At 63.8% G+C, this 19,130-nt stretch carries 16 protein-coding genes; 4 read left to right on the top strand and 12 right to left on the bottom strand.

Going from position 1 to position 19,130, the window contains the following annotated elements; all coding sequences use genetic code 11:
- The first annotated feature begins 504 nt into the window (after positions 1–504).
- Entirely contained in the window at positions 505–3,717 is a 3,213-nt protein-coding gene (rne, locus tag V9K84_RS02855; RefSeq protein WP_088514321.1) for a ribonuclease E, read from the top strand.
- A 127-nt stretch (positions 3,718–3,844) separates the two neighbouring features.
- On the opposite strand, the gene murB is transcribed toward rne, so the two are convergent.
- The 8 genes from murB to V9K84_RS02815 form a co-directional block, all read right to left on the bottom strand.
- Positions 3,845–4,864, bottom strand: coding sequence for a UDP-N-acetylmuramate dehydrogenase (gene murB, locus V9K84_RS02850; RefSeq protein ID WP_088514320.1), 1,020 nt, complete (start codon positions 4,862–4,864; stop codon positions 3,845–3,847).
- Positions 4,861–5,325 carry a low molecular weight protein-tyrosine-phosphatase gene (locus V9K84_RS02845; RefSeq protein ID WP_054915815.1) on the bottom strand — a complete coding sequence of 155 codons (465 nt, stop codon included), beginning with the start codon at positions 5,323–5,325 and terminating at the stop codon, positions 4,861–4,863. Before V9K84_RS02845 ends, murB begins: the two co-directional genes overlap by 4 nt.
- Positions 5,325–6,089 carry a 3-deoxy-manno-octulosonate cytidylyltransferase gene (gene kdsB / locus V9K84_RS02840; RefSeq protein WP_043862888.1) on the bottom strand — a complete coding sequence of 255 codons (765 nt, stop codon included), beginning with the start codon at positions 6,087–6,089 and terminating at the stop codon, positions 5,325–5,327. Before kdsB ends, V9K84_RS02845 begins: the two co-directional genes overlap by 1 nt.
- Complete coding sequence (locus V9K84_RS02835; RefSeq protein WP_003247142.1) at positions 6,086–6,271, bottom strand: Trm112 family protein; 186 nt, start codon at positions 6,269–6,271, stop codon at positions 6,086–6,088. The genes kdsB and V9K84_RS02835 overlap by 4 nt, the downstream gene beginning before the upstream one ends.
- 37 nt (positions 6,272–6,308) lie before the next feature.
- Entirely contained in the window at positions 6,309–7,319 is a 1,011-nt protein-coding gene (lpxK, locus tag V9K84_RS02830; protein WP_088514319.1) for a tetraacyldisaccharide 4'-kinase, read from the bottom strand.
- Positions 7,319–7,750 carry a biopolymer transporter ExbD gene (locus V9K84_RS02825; protein ID WP_054915817.1) on the bottom strand — a complete coding sequence of 144 codons (432 nt, stop codon included), beginning with the start codon at positions 7,748–7,750 and terminating at the stop codon, positions 7,319–7,321. The genes lpxK and V9K84_RS02825 overlap by 1 nt, the downstream gene beginning before the upstream one ends.
- Positions 7,747–8,382 (bottom strand): MotA/TolQ/ExbB proton channel family protein, encoded by a 636-nt coding sequence (locus V9K84_RS02820; protein ID WP_162484877.1) that lies wholly within the window; start codon positions 8,380–8,382, stop codon positions 7,747–7,749. Before V9K84_RS02820 ends, V9K84_RS02825 begins: the two co-directional genes overlap by 4 nt.
- A 62-nt stretch (positions 8,383–8,444) precedes the next feature.
- Complete coding sequence (locus V9K84_RS02815; RefSeq protein WP_178075061.1) at positions 8,445–10,667, bottom strand: DNA internalization-related competence protein ComEC/Rec2; 2,223 nt, start codon at positions 10,665–10,667, stop codon at positions 8,445–8,447.
- A 140-nt stretch (positions 10,668–10,807) separates the two neighbouring features.
- Between V9K84_RS02815 and V9K84_RS02810 the strand changes: the two genes are divergently transcribed.
- Entirely contained in the window at positions 10,808–11,347 is a 540-nt protein-coding gene (locus V9K84_RS02810; protein WP_043862892.1) for a DUF2062 domain-containing protein, read from the top strand.
- Here the strand turns inward: V9K84_RS02810 and V9K84_RS02805 are convergent.
- From V9K84_RS02805 to V9K84_RS02795, 3 genes are all read right to left on the bottom strand, one after another.
- Positions 11,315–12,094, bottom strand: a complete 780-nt coding sequence (locus tag V9K84_RS02805) for an ABC transporter permease (RefSeq protein WP_058541067.1) — start codon at positions 12,092–12,094, stop codon at positions 11,315–11,317. The two genes, V9K84_RS02810 and V9K84_RS02805, sit on opposite strands and share 33 nt — an antisense overlap.
- Positions 12,091–13,023 (bottom strand): ABC transporter ATP-binding protein, encoded by a 933-nt coding sequence (locus V9K84_RS02800; RefSeq protein ID WP_043862894.1) that lies wholly within the window; start codon positions 13,021–13,023, stop codon positions 12,091–12,093. The genes V9K84_RS02805 and V9K84_RS02800 overlap by 4 nt, the downstream gene beginning before the upstream one ends.
- Positions 13,024–13,167: 144 nt before the next feature.
- Positions 13,168–13,791 (bottom strand): glutathione S-transferase, encoded by a 624-nt coding sequence (locus V9K84_RS02795; RefSeq protein ID WP_058541066.1) that lies wholly within the window; start codon positions 13,789–13,791, stop codon positions 13,168–13,170.
- Positions 13,792–13,978: 187 nt separating this feature from the next.
- On the opposite strand from V9K84_RS02795, the gene V9K84_RS02790 reads away from it, so the two are divergent.
- Both V9K84_RS02790 and V9K84_RS02785 read left to right on the top strand, forming a co-directional pair.
- Positions 13,979–16,426 (top strand): acyl-CoA dehydrogenase, encoded by a 2,448-nt coding sequence (locus V9K84_RS02790; protein ID WP_088514317.1) that lies wholly within the window; start codon positions 13,979–13,981, stop codon positions 16,424–16,426.
- A 76-nt stretch (positions 16,427–16,502) separates the two neighbouring features.
- Positions 16,503–16,916, top strand: a complete 414-nt coding sequence (locus V9K84_RS02785) for a PA2817 family protein (RefSeq protein WP_043862897.1) — start codon at positions 16,503–16,505, stop codon at positions 16,914–16,916.
- A gap of 192 nt (positions 16,917–17,108) precedes the next feature.
- On the opposite strand, the gene V9K84_RS02780 is transcribed toward V9K84_RS02785, so the two are convergent.
- A complete protein-coding gene (locus tag V9K84_RS02780; protein WP_088514336.1) occupies positions 17,109–19,106 on the bottom strand; it encodes a nucleoside-diphosphate sugar epimerase/dehydratase in 1,998 nt (665 codons plus the stop codon).
- Positions 19,107–19,130 lie beyond the last annotated feature (24 nt).

Here is a 19,130-nt window from a genome sequence, read left to right as displayed (position 1 = left end):
CCTCCTGCACGTTTTTTTCGATGCCCACTCCTTCAGTGCAGTCGCTTTCACGCAGTCACGGCGAATGCTTCGGAAATACCAGCCTTAGCCATAGAAAGCGCGGGCTCCCGTATGGAGCTGGCGATAACTGCAACCCGTTGCGGATTCAGCGCGCGGCAGCACCCGAATTATCAGGGATACGTGTAGGGTGGAGATGCACAACCGTCGGACCGTGTAGCACTGCGTCCAGTCCACAGGCCCTCTGGCCCGCGACCGGACCCGGTCTTGATCAAGATGCCCCAGGGTGTCCACGGCCGAAGGCTGATTCCTCCTCCTGACTGAGTGCATTTGACACCACAGCTAGCAGGACGCGTCGTCGCGACTTCGGCAGCACTGGGCGACCAGTCCGACCGCAAGCCGCTGGACACGGGATGGTCCGCCACCCCTGACGCACCCTGACACCGACCGTGAGAAGTCGTGTGTGCCGAACGCCGTTTCCGGCAGCCCGGAAACCGACGGTACTACATGAAAAGAATGCTGATTAACGCGACTCAACCTGAAGAGTTGCGTGTTGCTCTGGTAGACGGCCAGCGCCTCTACGATCTGGACATCGAGTCCGGTGCACGCGAGCAGAAAAAAGCCAACATCTACAAGGGCAAGATCACCCGCATCGAGCCCAGCCTTGAAGCCGCCTTCGTCGATTTCGGCTCCGAGCGCCACGGCTTTCTGCCCCTCAAGGAAATCTCCCGCGAATACTTCAAGAAGTCGCCCGAAGGCCGGGTGAACATCAAGGAAGTGCTGAGCGAAGGCCAGGAAGTCATCGTCCAGGTCGAGAAGGAAGAGCGCGGCAACAAGGGCGCCGCCCTGACCACCTTCATCAGCCTGGCCGGTCGTTACCTGGTCCTGATGCCTAACAACCCGCGTGCCGGCGGCATCTCCCGTCGCATCGAAGGCGAAGAGCGCAACGAACTGCGCGAAGCGCTCAACGGCCTGGTTGCTCCTGCCGACATGGGCCTGATCGTTCGCACTGCCGGCCTGGGCCGCAGCAGCGAAGAGATGCAGTGGGACCTGGACTACCTGCTGCAACTGTGGACCGCCATCAAGGAAGCGTCCCTCGACCGCGCAGCGCCGTTCCTGATCTACCAGGAAAGCAACGTCATCATCCGCGCCATCCGCGACTACCTGCGCCAGGACATCGGCGAAGTGCTGATCGACAGCGTCGACGCCCAGGAAGAAGCCCTGACCTTCATCCGCCAGGTGATGCCGCAGTACGCCAGCAAGATCAAGCTGTACGAAGACAGCGTGCCGCTGTTCAACCGCTTCCAGATCGAAAGCCAGATCGAGACCGCCTTCCAGCGCGTCGTCGACCTGCCATCGGGCGGCTCGATCGTGATCGACCCGACCGAAGCCCTGGTGTCCATCGACATCAACTCGGCGCGCGCCACCAAAGGCAGCGACATCGAGGAAACCGCCCTGCAGACCAACCTGGAAGCGGCCGAGGAAATCGCCCGCCAACTGCGTCTGCGTGACATCGGTGGCCTGATCGTCATCGACTTCATCGACATGACCCCGGCCAAGAACCAGCGCGCCGTCGAAGAAAAGGTGCGCGAGTGCCTGGAAGCCGACCGTGCCCGCGTACAGGTCGGCCGCATTTCGCGCTTCGGCCTGCTGGAAATGTCCCGCCAGCGCCTGCGCCCTTCCCTGGGCGAAAGCAGCGGCATCGTCTGCCCGCGCTGCAGCGGCACCGGCATCATCCGTGACGTCGAGTCGCTGTCGCTGGCAATCCTGCGCCTGATCGAGGAAGAAGCCCTGAAGGATCGCACTGCCGAGGTGCGTGCCCAGGTACCGATCCCGGTCGCCGCGTTCCTGCTCAACGAAAAACGCAACTCGATCACCAAGATCGAACTGCGCACCCGGGCGCGTATCGTCATTCTGCCGAACGACCACCTGGAAACCCCGCATTTCGAAGTGCAGCGCCTGCGCGACGACAGCCCGGAAGCCCTGAACAACCAGTCCAGCTACGAAATCGCTGCGACCGAAACCGAAGAAGTGCAACCGGCTGCCGCCACCCGCACCCTGGTTCGCCAGGAAGCCGCGGTCAAGACTGCACCGGCCCGCGCCAATGCTCCGGTACCGGCTCCGGAAGCCCCTGCTGCCCCAGCCGCCCCGGTACACGCCCTGCCAGAGCCAAGCCTGTTCAAGGGCCTGGTCAAGTCGCTGGTCAGCCTGTTCGCCGGCAAGGAAGAACCTGTGGCCGCCGCACCGGTGGTAACCGAAAAGCCCGCCACCGAGCGTCCTCAGCGCAACGAGGAGCGTCGCAACGGTCGCCAGCAGAGCCGCAACCGCAACGGTCGTCGCGATGAAGAGCGCAAGCCACGCGAAGAGCGTGCCGAGCGCGCGCCACGTGAGCCGCGTGAAGAACGCCAGCCTCGCGAAGCCCGTGAAGAGACCTCGACCCGCGAGGAACGCGCACCACGCGCCCCGCGTGAAGAACGTCAGCCTCGTGCCCCACGCGAAGACCGTCGCCCACGCGAAGATCGCCCGGTACGCGAACTGCGTGAGCCTCTGGATGCCACCCCGGCCCCGGCCGTCCGCGAAGAACGTCCTGAGCGCGCCCCGCGCGAAGAGCGTCAGCCACGTGAAGAGCGTGCACCGCGTGAAGAGCGCGCACCACGTGAAGAACGTGCCCCTCGCGAGGAGCGCGCACCGCGTCCGCCACGCGAAGAGCGTCAGCCACGCCCGGCCGAGCCGGTCGAGGATGCGGCCGAAGAGCAACTGCCAAACGAAGAGCTGCTGCAGGATGACAACCAGGAAGGCGCCGAAGGCGATCGTCCACGTCGTCGCTCGCGCGGTCAGCGTCGTCGCAGCAACCGTCGTGAGCGTCAGCGTGATGCCAACGGCAATGTGGTCGAAGGCAGCGAAGACGGCACCGAAGAAGGCGCCGAACAAGCTGGCGAACAACCTGCTGCTGCGGAAAAACGCAGCGAAGGCAATGCGCAGCCTTCGGGCGTGGAACTGGCTGCCGGCCTGGCCGTGACTGCCGCCGTTGCCACCAGCAACATCAGTGCCGACGCCGAGGCCCAGGCCAACGCTCAGGCCGAGCGTGCAACTGCCGCTGTCGATGACACCCCAGCCGTCGTGGCCGAAACGCCTTTCGAGGCCGGCACCGTCGAGCCAGTGGTTGTCGAAACCAGCACCGAGTCGAACGAAACAGCTCGACAGCCCGCTGCCGAAGAAGCTGTTGCTGAACAAGCGGCCATCGCCCCTGTGATCGAACAACCGTTCGAAGCACCGGTGCAGGCAGTCGAGTCGAGCATCGAGCCTGTCGTCGAAGTTGCTCCGCAACCAGTCGAGGCCCAGATCGAGGCCGAGGCCAAGATAGAGGCCCTGGTGGAAGCACCAGCTCAAGCCCCTGAGCAGGCGCCAGCTGTCGAAGCGCCCGTCGAGGCACCTGTAGCTGCCGAGCCGGTCATCGCCCTGCCGAGCGAGCCTGAAGCGCCGGCTGCAGTCGAAGCCGAGCCGGTCATTGCCGCTGAGCCAGCACCGGTCGCCGAGGCACAGGCACCGATCGCCGAGCCTGCCGAGGTTGAGGCACCGGTCGTCACGCTGGCCAACGGCCGTGCACCGAACGACCCGCGTGAAGTGCGTCGCCGCAAGCGCGAAGCTGAAGCCGCAGCGGCCGCCGCTGCTGCCGAGCAGTCGCAGGAAGCTGCAGAAGAGCATAAACCGCTCGTCTGACGGCCATTAAAAAGCCCCGCCAGTGCAAACTGGCGGGGCTTTTTATTGCCTGATGCCTGGTGGTGGATGTGTCACCAACAACGCCGAACCCGCAGGAATCGGCGCTGCCAGCGAACAAGTCGCCCAGTCAATACAAGTTGGGTTCCATCTCCAGCGCGACGCCGAAGCGCGCCAGCACATCAGCCTGAATCCGCTGCGCCAGCGCATGCAACTGCTTGCCACTGGCCTGCCCGTAGTTCACCAGCACCAGCGACTGCAAACGGTGCACCCCGGCATCGCCCTCGCGAAACCCCTTCCAGCCCGCCTGCTCGATCAACCACCCCGCCGCCAGCTTTACCTGACCATCGGCCTGTGGATAACCTACCGCATCCGGATACGCCTCGCGCACGCGCTGCGCCAGCTCGGCGCTCACCACCGGGTTCTTGAAGAAGCTTCCGGCATTGCCCAGCTCGGCCGGGTCTGGCAGCTTCTCGCGACGAATGCTGCAGATGGCATCGCTGACATTCTGTGCGGTCGGCTGACCGATGCCCTGCTCACTCAGCCGCTGGCGTACCGGGCCGTAGTCCAGGTGCAGGTGCTCGGCGCGATTGAGCACGAAGCGAACCCGCAGGATCAGCCAGCGCCCGGAATTACGCTTGAACACACTGTCACGGTAGGCAAAATCACACTGTTCCAGCGCAAACTCGTGCAACTGGCCGGTTTCCCGATCCAGTGCCGTCAGCCCGGCAAACACGTCCTTGATCTCCACGCCATAGGCGCCGATGTTCTGCATCGGCGCCGCCCCGACGGTACCGGGGATCAGGCTGAGGTTTTCCAGCCCCGACAGTCCCTGGGCCAGGGTCCACTGCACGAAGGGATGCCAGGGCTCACCCGCCTCTGCCTCGACCACCACGCGCTGGCCATCATCCGACAGTATCCGCACACCGACACTGGCCATGCGCAGCACCAGCGCCTGGATATCGGCAGTCAGCAGCAGGTTGCTGCCGCCACCGATCACCAGCACCGGCAGGTGCTGTTCGGCTGCGTGCGCCAGCAGCTGGCGCACTTCGTCATCGTTGTGTGCCTGGGCGAAATACTGCGCCTTCACCTCGATTCCGAAGGTGTTGTAAGGCTTGAGTGAAACCTGCGATTGCACCTGCACGCTCATAGCCGGCCCTTCAGCTCGACCACCAGCTTGCTACAAGCCAGCTCAATGAGATCAAGCACCTGTTCGAAGCCCTCTTCGCCGCCGTAGTACGGGTCGGGCACTTCATCCAGCTCACCCTCGTAGCGGCGCAGGAACAGGTCCAGTTCGGCGGTACCGGCAGACGGTTGCAGCGCCTTGAGGTGGCCGAGATTGCTGGTGTCCATTGCCAGGATCAGGTCGTACCGGCTGAAGTCCTGCGCGCTCACCTGCTGTGCACGCTGTGCGGACAGGTCGTAGCCGCGCGCCAGCGCAGCGCGGCGGGTTCGGCTGTCGGGCGGCTTGCCCACATGCCAGTCTCCCGTACCCGCCGAGGCCACTTCGACCTGATCCTCGAGGCCTGCCAGCTTCAACTGATGGCGCAACACGCCCTCGGCCGTCGGCGAGCGGCAGATGTTGCCCAGGCATACGAACAGGACGCGCATCAGGCCTCCAGCAAGCGCCGAACGCGCTCCAGGTCTTCAGGTGTGTCGACGCCCACAGGCGGCGCCTGCAAGGCATCGGCCACGTGGATGCGCACGCCATTCCACAGCGCACGCAACTGCTCCAGCGACTCGGTCTGCTCCAGGCCGCACGGGCCCCAGGCGACGAAGTCCTGCAACAGGCCTGCGCGATAGGCGTACATGCCGATATGCCGGCGATAAGGCACACCCGCCGGCAATTGCTCGCGGCTCTGGGCAAACGCATCACGCGCCCACGGCAAGGGCGCACGGCTGAAGGTCAGGGCCAGGCCGTTGCGGTCGGTGCTCACCTTGACCGCATTGGGGTTGAACAGCACTTCGACGTCTTCGATCGGCTCGGCCAGCGTGGCAATGCCCGCTTCAGGATGCGCCGCCAGGTTGGCCGCCACCTGGTCGATGATCGCCGGGGGAATCAACGGCTCGTCACCCTGCACATTGACCACGATCGCATCTGCCGACAGGCCCAGCTGGGTGGCGACTTCGGCCAGGCGGTCGGTGCCCGACTGGTGGTCCTCACGGGTCAGCAGCACCTCGGCGCCAAACCCCTGGCATGCAGCGACGATGCTCGGGTCATCGGTGGCAATCACCACGCGGGTGGCGCTGCTTCTGCGCGCCTGCTCCCAGACGTGCTGCACCATCGGCTTGCCGGCAATCGACAGCAATGGCTTGCCCGGCAGACGGGTGGAGCGCAGACGTGCTGGAATCACAACGGTGAAATCCAGGCTCATTTGTCCAGGCGCTCGTCATCGGTCAGGGTTCGGGCTTCGCTCTCGAGCATCACCGGGATACCGTCACGAATCGGGTACGCCAGGCCGGCCCCCTTGCTGATCAGCTCGGTCTTGTCGGCGCTGAGCTTGAGCGGGCCTTTGGTGATCGGGCAAGCAAGGATATCGAGCAATTTGGTGTCCATGGATATTCCTCAGGCCTGTGGCCGGAAAAAGAAAATGTCAGTGCTGGCGAGGCCCGGGCAGCAGACGCGCCAGCTGCGCGTCGAGCCAGGCCACGAAGGCCGGCGAAGGCAGTGCGTCGACCGCAAGATACCACCAGTCATCGGCGGCGAAAGCACGGCATTTCACCGCATCCTTCTCAGTCATGACCAGCGGCAATGACGGGGTGAAGCTCAGGGCCTGGGCGTTGTACGCCGCATGGTCGGCAAACGCATGCGGCACAGGCTGCCAGCCCAGCCCCTGCAGGGTGTTGAAAAATCGCTGAGGGTTGCCAATGCCGGCCACCGCGTGCAATGCCTGGCCCGGCGCAAAATGCTCCAGGCCTCGGCGCTCGCCGCTGCGCAGGTTGACCAGTGCCGTAGGGGCCAGGGTGAAGGCAAATCCATCATCACGGTCGCTGAGGGCGCCGTTGTAGAGCACGGCGTCCACTTCATCCAGGCGCTCCACCGGCTCACGCAGCGGCCCGGCAGGCAGGCAGCGGCGATTGCCGAGGCCGCGGGCCGCGTCGATCAGCACCAGCTCGAGATCACGCGCCAGGCGGTAGTGCTGCATGCCGTCGTCGCACAGGATCAGGTCCAGCGGCTCGGCGTCGAGCAAGGCGCGCACCGCCTGGCTGCGATCGGGGTCGATCATCAGCGGCACGCCGGTGCGCTGCACGATCAGCAAGGGTTCGTCACCGGCCTGTTCGGCCGGTTGATCGGCACGCACGCGCCACGGCAGTTGCGGCGCAGTGGCCCCATAGCCTCGGCTGACCACCCCCACGCGCAGGCCGCGCTGGCGACAGTGCTCGATCAGAAACAGGATAAGCGGGGTCTTGCCGGTGCCACCCACGGTGATGTTGCCCACCACCAGCACCGGCACCGGTGCGCGATAGATGTCGCCCTGCCCGGCCAGAAAACGCTCGCGCTTGCCCCGCACCACCCGGCGATACAGGGCCTCGAGCGGGCGCAACAATACCAATGCCGGGTGGCCGGCATACCAGGCATGCAACAGGCGATCGGCAAGCGCCATCAAGGTGTCCCCTGGGCGGCCTCGACCGTGGTCATGCGCAACTGGCTGAAGCCGAGCTTGCCAGCGGCATCCATGGCGGTGACCACGGCCTGGTGCGGAGTCTTGCCGTCAGCGCTGATCGACAGCGGCATCTTGGTGTCGCCCTGTGATTCCTTCTGCAGGGCCTCGGTCAGGGTGCCCAGGTCGCTCTTGGGCAACAGGTGGTTGTTGACCGAGTACACGCCTTCGGCGCTGATGGTGATTTCCAGCTGCTTGGCCTCGGCGTCGGGCGCCGGAGCGCCGCTGACCGCCTCGGGCAGTTCGACACGCAACTGGGTTTCACGGGTGAAGGTGGTGGTCACCACGAAAAACAGCAGCAGGATGAACACCACGTCGATCAGCGAAGCGAGGTTGATGTCCACGGTCTCCCGTGGCTTGCGCCGGAATTTCACGCCTTGCCCTCGCTCAGGTCGACATCACGGTCCCCCTGGACCACTTCCACCAGCTTGATGGCCTCCTGCTCCATGCCCACCACCAGCTCATCGATGCGCCGTTGCAGGAAACGATGGAAGAATACTGCCGGGATACCCACCATCAGGCCGGCTGCGGTGGTGATCAACGCCTTGGAGATCCCCCCCGCCAATACCGAGGCATTGGTGGTCATGCCGGACCCGGTGAAGGCACTGAAGATATCGATCATGCCCAGCACGGTGCCCAGCAGGCCCAGCAGCGGCGCCATGGCCGCGATGGTGCCCAGTGCGTTGATGTAGCGCTCCAGCTCGTGGATGACACGGGCGGCGGCTTCCTCGATGCACTCCTTCATGATTTCGCGACCATGGCGGGAGTTGGCCAGGCCTGCGGCCAGGATCTCGCCCAGCGGCGAGTCGGCGCGCAGGGTCTTGAGCTTCTCGCTGGTGAGCTGTTTGTCCTTGATCCAGCGCCACACCTGGCCAAGCAGGTGCGGCGGGGTGACACGACTGGCGCGCAGGGTCCACAGGCGTTCGGCGACGATAGCCATGGCAGCGATGGAACTCAGAATGATCGGCAGCATCATCCAGCCACCGGACTTGACCAATTCCCACACAGTAGCGACCCCCTCGAAAAAGTCCGCCACTTTACCATAGGGGGCCACGGGGCCGAACAGCGTCATGTCGGCTCCCGCCAGAAGCGCCGCTGGCTGCGTTGCCCGACCGCCTGGCCAAAGCTGCCCAGCACCAGGCGCACCGCCCCGTGCAGGGCGCTGTCGTGCACGGTGATACCCAGCGCCTGGTAACGCGCCATCACCTGTGCGTGCGGATGCCCGAATGCATTGTGGCGCCCTCGCGAAATCAACACGCCCCGTGGCCGGGTTCGCTCGAGAAAGGCCTGGCTCGACGAGGTGCGGCTGCCATGATGGGGCGCCTGCAACCAGTCGACCGGGCCGGCTGTCGACTCGCGCAGCCAGGCGCGCTCGGCCTGGGCATCGATGTCACCGGTAAGCAGCAGGGTTTCCCCGCCGGCATCCACGTGCAACACACAGGAGCGCTGATTGCTGTCGCCGGCCTGCTGCCAGCGCCACAGGCTGAAGAGCACGCCATCCCACTGCCATTGCTCGCCACTGGCGCAGGCCTGGGCCTGCAGTTGCCCGGGCAGCTCATCCGGGTCGCCGCCCACCACACGCACCAGCGGCACGCTGCGCTGCACCGCCAGGGCGCCGCCGGCATGGTCGGCATGGGCATGGCTGATCAGCGCCAGGTCCAGCTCGCGCACCCCCAGCTTGCGCAGAGTCGGCACGACCACCCGCTCCCCCAGGTCGCTACCACGGGTGGCCGGGCCTGCGTCATACAGCATTGCATGGTGACGGGTACGCAGCACAAACGCCTGGCCCTGGCCGACATCCAGCTGCCACACCTCCAGTTGCCCATGGGCGATCTCGTTGCGAGGCGCACAGCCGGCCAGCAGCAGCAAGGGCCAGCCCAGCACCCGCATCGGCAGCCCGCCCGGCAACAGCAGCAGTACCGCGCCACCACCCACCATCAACCATGCCCATATCGGCAAGGCGACCGGTGTCCAGGCCGGTTGCCAATGCGCCACCTGTGCCAGTGTCCAGAACAAGGCTGCCAGCGAACCTCCAGCCAGCCACAACAGGGCCTCCCCCAGCAACGGGAGCCCCTGCAGCAGTGTGCCGGCCAGCGCCAGGGGCAACACCGCGATACTGACCCAGGGCACCGCAACCATATTGGCCAGCGGTGCCGAGAGACTGATCGGCAGCCCCAGCGCCAGCAGCACCGGCAACAGGCCGATCGCGATCAGCCATTGGGCCCGGCACCATGCCAGCCAGGGGTTCCAGGCCCCCAGCCGGCCGCCGAACACATACACCAGCACCGCCACCGCCGCGAACGACAGCCAGAACCCCGGCTGCAGGCTGGCCAATGGCTCCACCAGCAATACACCGTTGAGGGCGAGCAGCAAGGGAATCCAGGCCCCAAGGTGGCGAAAACGCAGGCGCCACAACAGCACCACCGCCAGCATGATGCAGGCGCGTCGTACCGGTACCTGAAAGCCCGCCATCAAGCCGTACGCCAGGGCCGCCGCAAACGCCAGGCCGCACGCCCAGGGTAGCCAGGGCAGCGCCCTGGGCCATGCCCCCACACGTGCCAACCCGGCCACCAGGCCGTACACCAGACCGGCCAGCAAGCCGATGTGCTGACCGGAAATCACCAGCAGGTGCATCGTGCCGGTTGCCTGGAGCACCTGCCAGTCCTCCTGTGCCAGCGCCCCGCCGTCACCCAGCACCAGCGCCGCCAGCGCACCTTCGCGCCCATGGGCCTGAGCCCCGAGCAGGCGTTGGCGCACCGAATCACGCCACGCATGGCTGGCCGGGGCCAGTCGTTCACCTGCCCTTACACGGCCGGTGGCACCGATTCGCCGGGCCAGCATGGCGGCTTCCTGGTCAGGCCCATGGGGGTTGAGCAGGCCGGAGGGGCGCTGCAGCTGTACCGCCAGGCGCCAACGCTCGCCACTGTTGACCGACGGCCCGCCAAACCAGCTCAGGCTCAGCCGCTGCGGCAACTGGGCGCGGCGCGAGGAGGCTTCGGCCAGCTCGAAACGCACCGAATGTGCGCCCTGCTGCGCCAGGCCCACTACCCGACCTTCCAGCCACAGGGTGCGCCCCTCCAGCTCGGGCCGCAGTCGATCGTCCAGCGCCCATTGCGCCGAGCAACAGGCCCAGGCAAAACCAAGCAGGAACAGACCGGGCACTGCCCATCGACACACCAGGCATAACACGCCCGTCATGCCGATGCCCCAGAGCCAGCCGACCGACGGCAAGGCAGGTAGCACGTTGAGCGCCAACAGCCCCAAGGCCAGCGCCAACATCCTTGTGCGCATGGGTAAAGCTCCTGAGCAGATCTCACCCCAGAGGCTTAGATCACCCAGGCCCGCACCTTGCTTATTAATTGTCACAAAGTCTGAATTGGCGCTGTTTACAATCCGTGCATACTGGCCACTTCAGAACGCCGAGAGCCCACATGCCGCGTCGACTTTTCAAACGCTACATGCCAGATCCGACGAGCATTCGGGAACATAAATCCTTACGCTTTCTCGGCCGGCTGCTGCACGACCCCAACCTCTGGCACCTGAATCGCCATTCGGTGGCACGGGCCATGGCTGTAGGCCTTTTCGCAGCCTTCATCCCTATCCCGATGCAGATGCTGCTGGCCGCCAGCCTGGCGGTTCTGGTGCGCGGCAACATGCCCATCGCCGTCAGCCTGGTGTGGCTGACCAACCCCATCACCATGCCGCCGGTGTTCTACTGCACCTACCAGGTGGGGGCATGGCTGATGCAGATACCGCCACGCACGCTGCCTGAGGAACTCACCTTCGAATGGATCACCGACCAGCTGTCGACGCTGTGGCAGCCCTTTCTGCTGGGCTCGGTGGTGTGCGGCGTGCTGCTGGGGGCGCTGGCCTACTGCCTGACCATGCTCTATTGGCGCTGGTGGGTGGGCAGGCAGTGGCGCAGGCGCAAGCAGAAATCAGCTGCGCATTCCTCGCCCGCTGACCAGTAGGCGCACGCAGCCGATGTACAGCACCGCGGTGGCCACCAGCATGAAGGTGATGGCCACGCCGATGCGGATGTCCGAGACGCCCAGGATGCCGTAGCGGAACGAGTTGACCATGTGCAGCACCGGGTTGGCCAGCGACACGGTCTGCCAGAATGGCGGCAGCAGGGTGATGGAGTAGAACACCCCCCCCAGGTACGTCAGCGGCGTGAGCACGAAGGTCGGGATGATCGAGATGTCATCGAAGTTGCGCGCAAACACTGCGTTGATGAAGCCCAGCAGCGAGAAGATCGTCGCGGTCAGCACCACCACCAGCACCGTCACGCCCAGGTGATGCACCTGCAGATGGGTGAAGAATAGCGACAGCAGGGTCACGATCACCCCCACCGCCAACCCGCGCAGCACGCCGCCCAGGGTGTAGCCGATGAGGATGGTGTGCGGCGACACCGGCGACACCATCAGCTCCTCGATCGAACGCTGGAACTTGCTGCCGAAGAAACTCGACACCACGTTGCCGTAGGAGTTGGTGATCACCGACATCATGATCAGGCCCGGCACGATGTACTCCATGTAGGTGAAGCCACCCATGTCGCCGATCTGCCGGCCGATGAGGTTCCCGAAGATCACGAAGTACAGCACCATGGTAATCGCCGGGGGCAGCAGGGTCTGCGGCCAGATCCGCGTGAACCGCCGCACTTCTCGATAGACGATGGTATTGAGGGCAACCAGGTTGGCGCGCAGTTCCGAACTCATACCGCCACCTTCGCCAGGTTTTTTTCCACCAGGGACACGAACAGCTCCTCGAGACGATTGGTCTTGTTGCGCAGGCTCAGCACCTCGATGTTCTGCAGGGCCAACTGGCCGAACAGCGCGGTGATGCCCACGTCCTTGTCCACCTGCACTTCCAGGGTGTGCGGGGTGATCAGCCGGCACGGGTAGCCGGCCAGTTGCGGCGCCTGGGCCAGGTCATGCTTGAGGTCGAGCAGGAAGGTCTCCACATGCAACGTGCCCAGCAACTGACGCATGCTGGTGTTCTGCACGATGGTGCCGTGGTCGATGATGCCGATGTTGCGGCACAGCTGCTCGGCCTCTTCCAGATAGTGGGTGGTCAGGATGATGGTGATGCCCTTCTGGTTGAGCTCGGTCAGAAAGCTCCACATCGAACGGCGCAGCTCGATGTCGACGCCAGCGGTAGGCTCGTCGAGGATCAGCAGGCGCGGTTCGTGGATCAGCGCGCGGGCAATCATCAGGCGGCGCTTCATGCCGCCGGACAGCGAGCGCGATGGCACGTCACGCTTGTCCCACAGGCCAAGCTGGGTCAGGTACTGCTCGGCGCGCTCCCTGGCCACCTTCATCGGGATGCCGTAGTAACCCGCCTGGGTCACGACGATATCGAAGGTCTTTTCGAACTGATTGAAGTTGAACTCCTGGGGCACCACGCCGATGCAGCGCTTGAGCGCGGCAGGCTCTCGGTCCAGGTCATGGCCGAACACATTCACCGTGCCGCTGGTCTTGTTGACCAGGGTCGAGAGAATGCCGATGGTGGTGGATTTGCCGGCGCCATTGGGGCCGAGCAAGGCGAAGAAATCACCTTCGGCGACATCCAGGTCGATGCCCTTGAGGGCCTGGAAGCCATTGCCGTAGGTCTTGGTTAGCTGCCGAATGGACAGAGCAGAACTCATAGCAGGTCTACACACCAGGTTGAAGGGTTCACAAGGCAGGCGGTCAGACAGGGCCGACCGCGACGAATGTGGCCATGGTGCTTGTCCAGGCCACGCAAGTACAGTGAAGTGTATCGATATTGACTATCAGGGTAATCGACAGGTTCAGGTCAGCGCGGTCATTACCGCCGCCTGGTAGGCCGGCCGTTGCCTGAGGCGCTCGTACCACGCACGCAGGTGCTTCATTTCCGGACGCTCGATGGGCATCTCGAACCAGGCATACACGAAGCAGCCCAGCGGGATGTCGCCCATGCCGATCGCTTCTCCCGACAGGTAGGGTTGCGTGGCCAGGGCCTGATCGGCGATCGACAGCAGTTCGGCGCACTGCTTGTGCGCGGCGTTGATCTGCACCCAGTCCTGCTGGTCAGATGGGGTACGCAGGATGCCCCAGAACAACGGGCGGAATGGTGTAGCCAGCGATGACGTGGTCCAGTCCATCCACTTGTCTGCGCTGGCCCGGGCCGCCGGGTCGGCGGGGTACCAGTCAGTGTTTGGGGCATACCGGCCACACAGGTAGCGAACGATGGTATTGGATTCCCACAGCACCAGCTCGCCATCCTCGATCATCGGCACCCGGCCGTTGGGGTTGAGGGCACGGTAGTGCGGCTCGTCGACCACGCCGAACTCGCCACCGGCATCGATCGACTGGTAACCCAGGCCCAGCTCCTGGGCGCACCACAGCGCCTTCCTGACGTTTGACGAGTTCTTGCGTCCCCAGATCTTCAGCATGACGACTCCTGACATAGGCGGTGGGCACTCAGTCTACCCGAGCTGGCGAGGCTGACAATCGCTGGCCCGCGGCCCGAAACCGCGAACTTCCACAGGTCACGTCCTGTCACTGTTCTGACGGGTTGTTTGGCACAGGCGGTCTAAGCTCTGTCGGATAGCTATTTCTGGAGCTCACGGAGGAAAGCATATGTTGCTGTTGTGGTTAGTGGTGCTGGTGGTCGGTATTGCCTACCTGGCGCACCGGCGGGTTGCCCCCCTGCCCGCACTGGGCGTAGTTGCCGTCTACCTGGTGGCGATGGGCGCATTCAGCCATGCCCCCGGCTGGCTGTTGACGATCTTCTGGCTGCTGCTGGTGGCCACTGCCGTGCCCCTGGTGCTGCCCGATCTGCGCCGCAAATGGCTGACTGCCCCGCTGTTCGGCTGGTTTCGCAAAACCTTGCCGCCGATGTCGCAGACCGAGCGTGAGGCCATCGATGCCGGCACGGTCTGGTGGGACGGCGAGCTCTTCAGTGGCCGCCCCGACTGGAACACCCTGCTGGCCTATCCCAAGGTGCAACTGAGCGCTGAAGAGCAAGCCTTCATCGACGGGCCCACCGAGGAGCTCTGCGCCATGGTCAGCGACTGGCAGATCGGCCAGGACATGGACCTTCCCGCCGAAGCCTGGGCGCACATCAAGACCCATGGCTTCTTTGCCCTGATCATTCCCAAGGAATACGGCGGCAAGGGCTTTTCCGCCTTCGCTCATTCACAGGTCGCGATGAAACTGGCCACCCGCAGCGGCGACCTGGCCTCCACGGTGATGGTGCCCAACTCGCTCGGCCCGGCCGAACTGCTGCTGCACTACGGCACCGACGAGCAACGCAACCATTACCTGCCCCGCCTGGCCCGCGGTGACGACATCCCGTGCTTCGCCCTCACCGGTCCGCTGGCCGGCTCCGACGCCGGCGCCATGCCCGACACCGGGGTCATCTGCAAGGGCCAGTGGCAGGGCGAGGAAGTACTGGGCCTGCGCCTGAACTGGGAGAAGCGCTATATCACCCTGGGCCCGGTGGCGACGCTGCTGGGTCTTGCGTTCAAGGCCTACGACCCCGATCACCTGCTGGGTGACAAGGAGGAGCTGGGTATCAGCCTGGCTCTCATCCCGACCGACACCCCAGGTGTCGAGATCGGTCAGCGCCATCTGCCGCTGGGCGCCGCGTTCATGAACGGTCCCAACAGCGGCAAGGATGTGTTCGTCCCGCTGAGTTTTCTGATTGGCGGGCAGGAGATGCTCGGCAAGGGCTGGATGATGCTGATGAACTGCCTGTCGGTGGGGCGCTCGATCTCCCTGCCGGCAGTCGGTACCGGCGCCGCCAAGTACACCAGCCTGGTAACGGGCCAATACGCACAGGTACGCGAGCAGTTCAACGTACCGCTGGCCGCGTTCGAGGGCATTCAGGAGGCTCTGGCCCGCATCGGCGGCAATGCCTGGCTGATGGACAGCGCGCGCATGCTCACCGCCAACGCGGTGGACCTGGGTGAAAAACCCTCGGTGCTTTCGGCGATCCTCAAGTACCACCTCACCGAACGGGGGCGCGAATGCATCCAGCACGCCATGGACGTGCACGGGGGCAAGGGCATCATCATGGGCCCGAACAACTACCTGGGTCGCAGTTGGCAGGGGGCACCGATCTTCATCACCGTCGAGGGCGCCAACATCCTCTCGCGCAACCTGATGATCTTTGGCCAGGGGGCGATTCGCTGCCACCCGTTCGTGCTCAAGGAGATGGCCCTGGCCGCACGTGAAGACCACGACCAGGCGCTCAAGGAGTTCGACGCCCTGCTGCTCAGGCATGTGGGCTTCGCGGTGGGTAACGCGGCCAGCACGCTGATCCTGGGGTTGGGCCTGGGGCGCTTTGAAAAGGCACCCGGCGATGCATTGAGCCAGGGATACTTTCGCGCACTCGATCGCCAGGCGGCGGCCTTCGCCCTGCTGGCCGACCTGTGCATGATGCTGCTCGGTGGCGAGCTGAAACGCCGTGAGCGCCTGTCGGCGCGCCTTGGCGACGTATTGAGCAACCTGTACCTGGGTTCGGCAGCCCTAAAGCGCTACCACGACCTCGATTCGCCCGAGTATCTGCGGCCGCTGTTGCGCTGGGCCATGGAAGAAAGCCTGGGCCAGGCCGAAAAAGCCCTGGACCGCCTGCTCGACAACTTCCCCAATCGGTTCCTCGGTGGCGCGCTGCGCCTGGTGGTGTTCCCGTTCGGGCGCCGTCATACCGGCCCGTCGGACGAACTGGATGCCGAGGTTGCTGCGCTGCTGGGTCGCGCCAAGGGTGATCCGGCACTCGAACAACTGCTGGCTGGCTGCTATCGCCCCACCGATGCAAGCGACCCGGTGGGCGCGTTGCAACAGGCCAGCGACCTGCTAAGGGCCAGCGCCCCGCTGCACAAGAAGCTGCACCAGGCCCACAAGGGCGGCCAATTGGCGCCGGCTCCCGGCGAATCGCTGATCGACGCAGCCCTGCACGCCAACACCTTGCAGGCCGGCGAAGCTCAAAGCCTGCACGAGGCCGAAGCCGCACGGCGCCGTGTGATCGACGTGGATGCGTTCAGCAAGGACGAGCTGCTGCCCACCGAGGGCAAGGTGCGCTGAGCATCACTCCAACGGGACATCGGGCGCGGGGAGCCTTATACTCCCGCGCCCGATTTTGCTCTAGAGGATCGCCCGCATGGCCAACGCCACTGCTCAACTGGAATACCACCTCGCCCTGCTCACCCACCTGCGCACCATCCTTGCAGCCTTGGGTGAGGCCGAACAGGTACCGGAAGAAAGCCACGCGCTGTTTCTGGAGCGTTTCGACGACCTGATGCAACAGTTGCCGGTCGACCCGGAGAGCACCTACCTGGGTCAGGACCTCATCTGCCAGGTCATCCAGCGCTACCCGCAGATCGCGCACCTTATCCCCCGCGACCTGCTGTGGTTCTTTGGCGGCGATTGCCTGCACTACATGCCGGAAGAAGAACTGGCCATGTACCAGGAGCTGGAAGAACGCCGCTACGAAGCCGAGCAGAACGACGAACCGTTCGACTGGAACCAGGAGAAGCAGTTGTTGAGCATGTCGGGCGACGACAGCAAGCACTGAGACATTTGCTACGCATGGCCTGCTACCCATCCTCAAGCGCAGCAAAAGTGCGACATGTCTGCGCTGATAGGCTGGCCATTTCCCAGCCAAGACATACGGGGAGAGCTGCCAGATTGACGGCCCTGCAACAGCAAATTTTTATCGAGACAAAAACGCCGTTCACATGAACGGCGTTTTTTCAGCTGGAAGGCGTCAATGAAGTGATTCGCCACCTCCACAGCGTTGCTGATAGATCCAATCGACTATGTCGTCGTCAGGCGTGTATCCAGTGACCATTTCCAGCAACAAGGCTCGAATGCGCGGATAGTCATCGGCATCCACCGCGGCGTTCATCTTGGCGAGTATCGCCTTGAGCGCCTCCCAGGTGAGGTGTTCCTCATTGGCACACATGATCATGGGATGCTCGGTGGAGTTGACGTTCTCACCGATCAGTAACTCTTCGTACAGTTTTTCACCGGGGCGCAATCCGGTGAATTCCAGTGCAATATCCCCAGTCGGGTTCTTGTGACAACGCACGCTCATACCAGAGAGATGGATCATTTTTTGCGCCAGATCAGCGATAAGCACCGGCTGGCCCATGTCCAGCACAAACACGTCTCCACCCTGTCCCATCGAGCCCGCCTGAATCACCAACTGCGCGGCTTCCGGAATCGTCATGAAATAGCGGGTAATCTTGGGATGCGTCACGGTAACCGGGCCACCCGTGCGGATCTGTTCATGGAAACGCGGAATTACCGAGCCGGAAGAGCCCAGCACATTTCCGAAGCGCACCATTGTGAAGCGTGTCTTATTGACGTGATGCACAGCCTCATCATCCCCAAAAAGCACCGGTGCCTGCTCGTGGCTGAGAGCCTGCAGGATCATTTCCGCTACACGCTTGGTACTCCCCATCACATTGGTCGGGCGCACAGCCTTGTCAGTGGAAATCAGCACGAAATTCGTCACCCCTGCCTTCACCGCCGCCTGGGCCGTATGCAGCGTACCGAAGATATTGTTCAGCACTCCCTCGGAGACGTTGTGCTCCACCATCGGCACATGCTTGTAGGCAGCCGCATGATAGATCGTCTCCACACCCCAGGTGTGCAGAACATCGAGCATGCGGGACGGGTTTCGAATCGACCCCAGGATAGGAATCAGTCTGGTGGGCAGTGACTCGCTGGAGATGCGTCGCTCCAGCTCCATGTGCACCGCGTACAGATTGAACTCGCTGTGTTCAAACAGCAACAATACGCGCGGCTGACTGAACAGGATCTGCCGACACAGCTCCGAACCGATCGAACCTCCCGCCCCGGTTACCATCACCACCTTGTCACGAATACATTGCTGGAACAGGGCCTGCAGTGGCGGAACCGATTCTCGCCCGAGCAGGTCGCTGATATCCACCTCCTGGATATCCTCCACCTTGACCCGCCCGCTGGCCAGATCCATGAAACCGGGCACGCTGCGCACGTGCAACGGGAAAGATTCGAGCGCCAACAGAACCTCACGTCGACGCGCCCGGGTCGCCGAAGGGATCGCCAGCAGTATCTGGTGTGCACCGGTTTCGTCGAGCATCTGCTGAATATGCTTGGCCGAATACACCCGCAACCCGGCAATTGCACGATTGTACAAGCTGGGGTCATCATCGATGAACGCTACCGGACGCATTACCCGACCTAACCTCAGGGCGGCGACCAGCTGATTGCCCGCCGCACCTGCGCCATATACCGCGACCTTGGGCAGACAAGCGTCCTTGTTTCTCAAGCGCAAGGGGGAGCCTGGGGAAAACCATTCACCAATAAAGTACTGGCGCAACCCCAGACGCAGCCCACCGATCAGAAAAATGCTCAGCCACCAGTAGTTGAATACCATCGAACGGGGCAATGGCTTGGGCGCATCAACGTGCCAGTAGATGGATAGCGCCAGAAGCAATGCAGAAATGGACACAGCCTTGACGATGGCGATCAGCGCATCGTTCCCCATGTAGCGCATCACCACCCGATACAGGCCAAAGCACCCGAACAGTGGAATGGCAAACAGCGGAGCGAGGGCAAACAACCAGGCATGTTTGCCAAACACATCGATTTCGTCCGCATCGCCAAGGCGCACCACAAAAGCCAGCCACAACGAGACCCACACAAGTACGACATCCGCCAGTACAAGAATGATCCGTTTCTGCTTACGGGGCAGATCAATCAAGCGACGCCGCATCTGTTCAGCAAGCCTCAACACCAC

It is taken from the genome of Pseudomonas sp. AE27 (genome assembly GCF_037113495.1).
Taxonomy (GTDB): Bacteria; Pseudomonadota; Gammaproteobacteria; order Pseudomonadales; family Pseudomonadaceae; genus Aquipseudomonas; species Aquipseudomonas palmensis.
This window is presented reverse-complemented; position numbering and strand designations above follow the sequence as displayed.

Bases quoted from the DNA above. Each gene is read 5' to 3' on its own strand.
- rne (WP_088514321.1), top strand. From the start codon at position 505: ATGAAAAGAATGCTGATTAACGCGACTCAACCTGAAGAGTTGCGTGTT.
- murB (WP_088514320.1), bottom strand. From the start codon at position 4,864: ATGAGCGTGCAGGTGCAATCGCAGGTTTCACTCAAGCCTTACAACACC.
- V9K84_RS02845 (WP_054915815.1), bottom strand. From the start codon at position 5,325: ATGCGCGTCCTGTTCGTATGCCTGGGCAACATCTGCCGCTCGCCGACG.
- kdsB (WP_043862888.1), bottom strand. From the start codon at position 6,089: ATGAGCCTGGATTTCACCGTTGTGATTCCAGCACGTCTGCGCTCCACC.
- V9K84_RS02835 (WP_003247142.1), bottom strand. From the start codon at position 6,271: ATGGACACCAAATTGCTCGATATCCTTGCTTGCCCGATCACCAAAGGC.
- lpxK (WP_088514319.1), bottom strand. From the start codon at position 7,319: ATGGCGCTTGCCGATCGCCTGTTGCATGCCTGGTATGCCGGCCACCCG.
- V9K84_RS02815 (WP_178075061.1), bottom strand. From the start codon at position 10,667: ATGCGCACAAGGATGTTGGCGCTGGCCTTGGGGCTGTTGGCGCTCAAC.
- V9K84_RS02810 (WP_043862892.1), top strand. From the start codon at position 10,808: ATGCCGCGTCGACTTTTCAAACGCTACATGCCAGATCCGACGAGCATT.
- V9K84_RS02805 (WP_058541067.1), bottom strand. From the start codon at position 12,094: ATGAGTTCGGAACTGCGCGCCAACCTGGTTGCCCTCAATACCATCGTC.
- V9K84_RS02800 (WP_043862894.1), bottom strand. From the start codon at position 13,023: ATGAGTTCTGCTCTGTCCATTCGGCAGCTAACCAAGACCTACGGCAAT.
- V9K84_RS02795 (WP_058541066.1), bottom strand. From the start codon at position 13,791: ATGCTGAAGATCTGGGGACGCAAGAACTCGTCAAACGTCAGGAAGGCG.
- V9K84_RS02790 (WP_088514317.1), top strand. From the start codon at position 13,979: ATGTTGCTGTTGTGGTTAGTGGTGCTGGTGGTCGGTATTGCCTACCTG.
- V9K84_RS02785 (WP_043862897.1), top strand. From the start codon at position 16,503: ATGGCCAACGCCACTGCTCAACTGGAATACCACCTCGCCCTGCTCACC.
- V9K84_RS02780 (WP_088514336.1), bottom strand. From the start codon at position 19,106: ATGCGGCGTCGCTTGATTGATCTGCCCCGTAAGCAGAAACGGATCATT.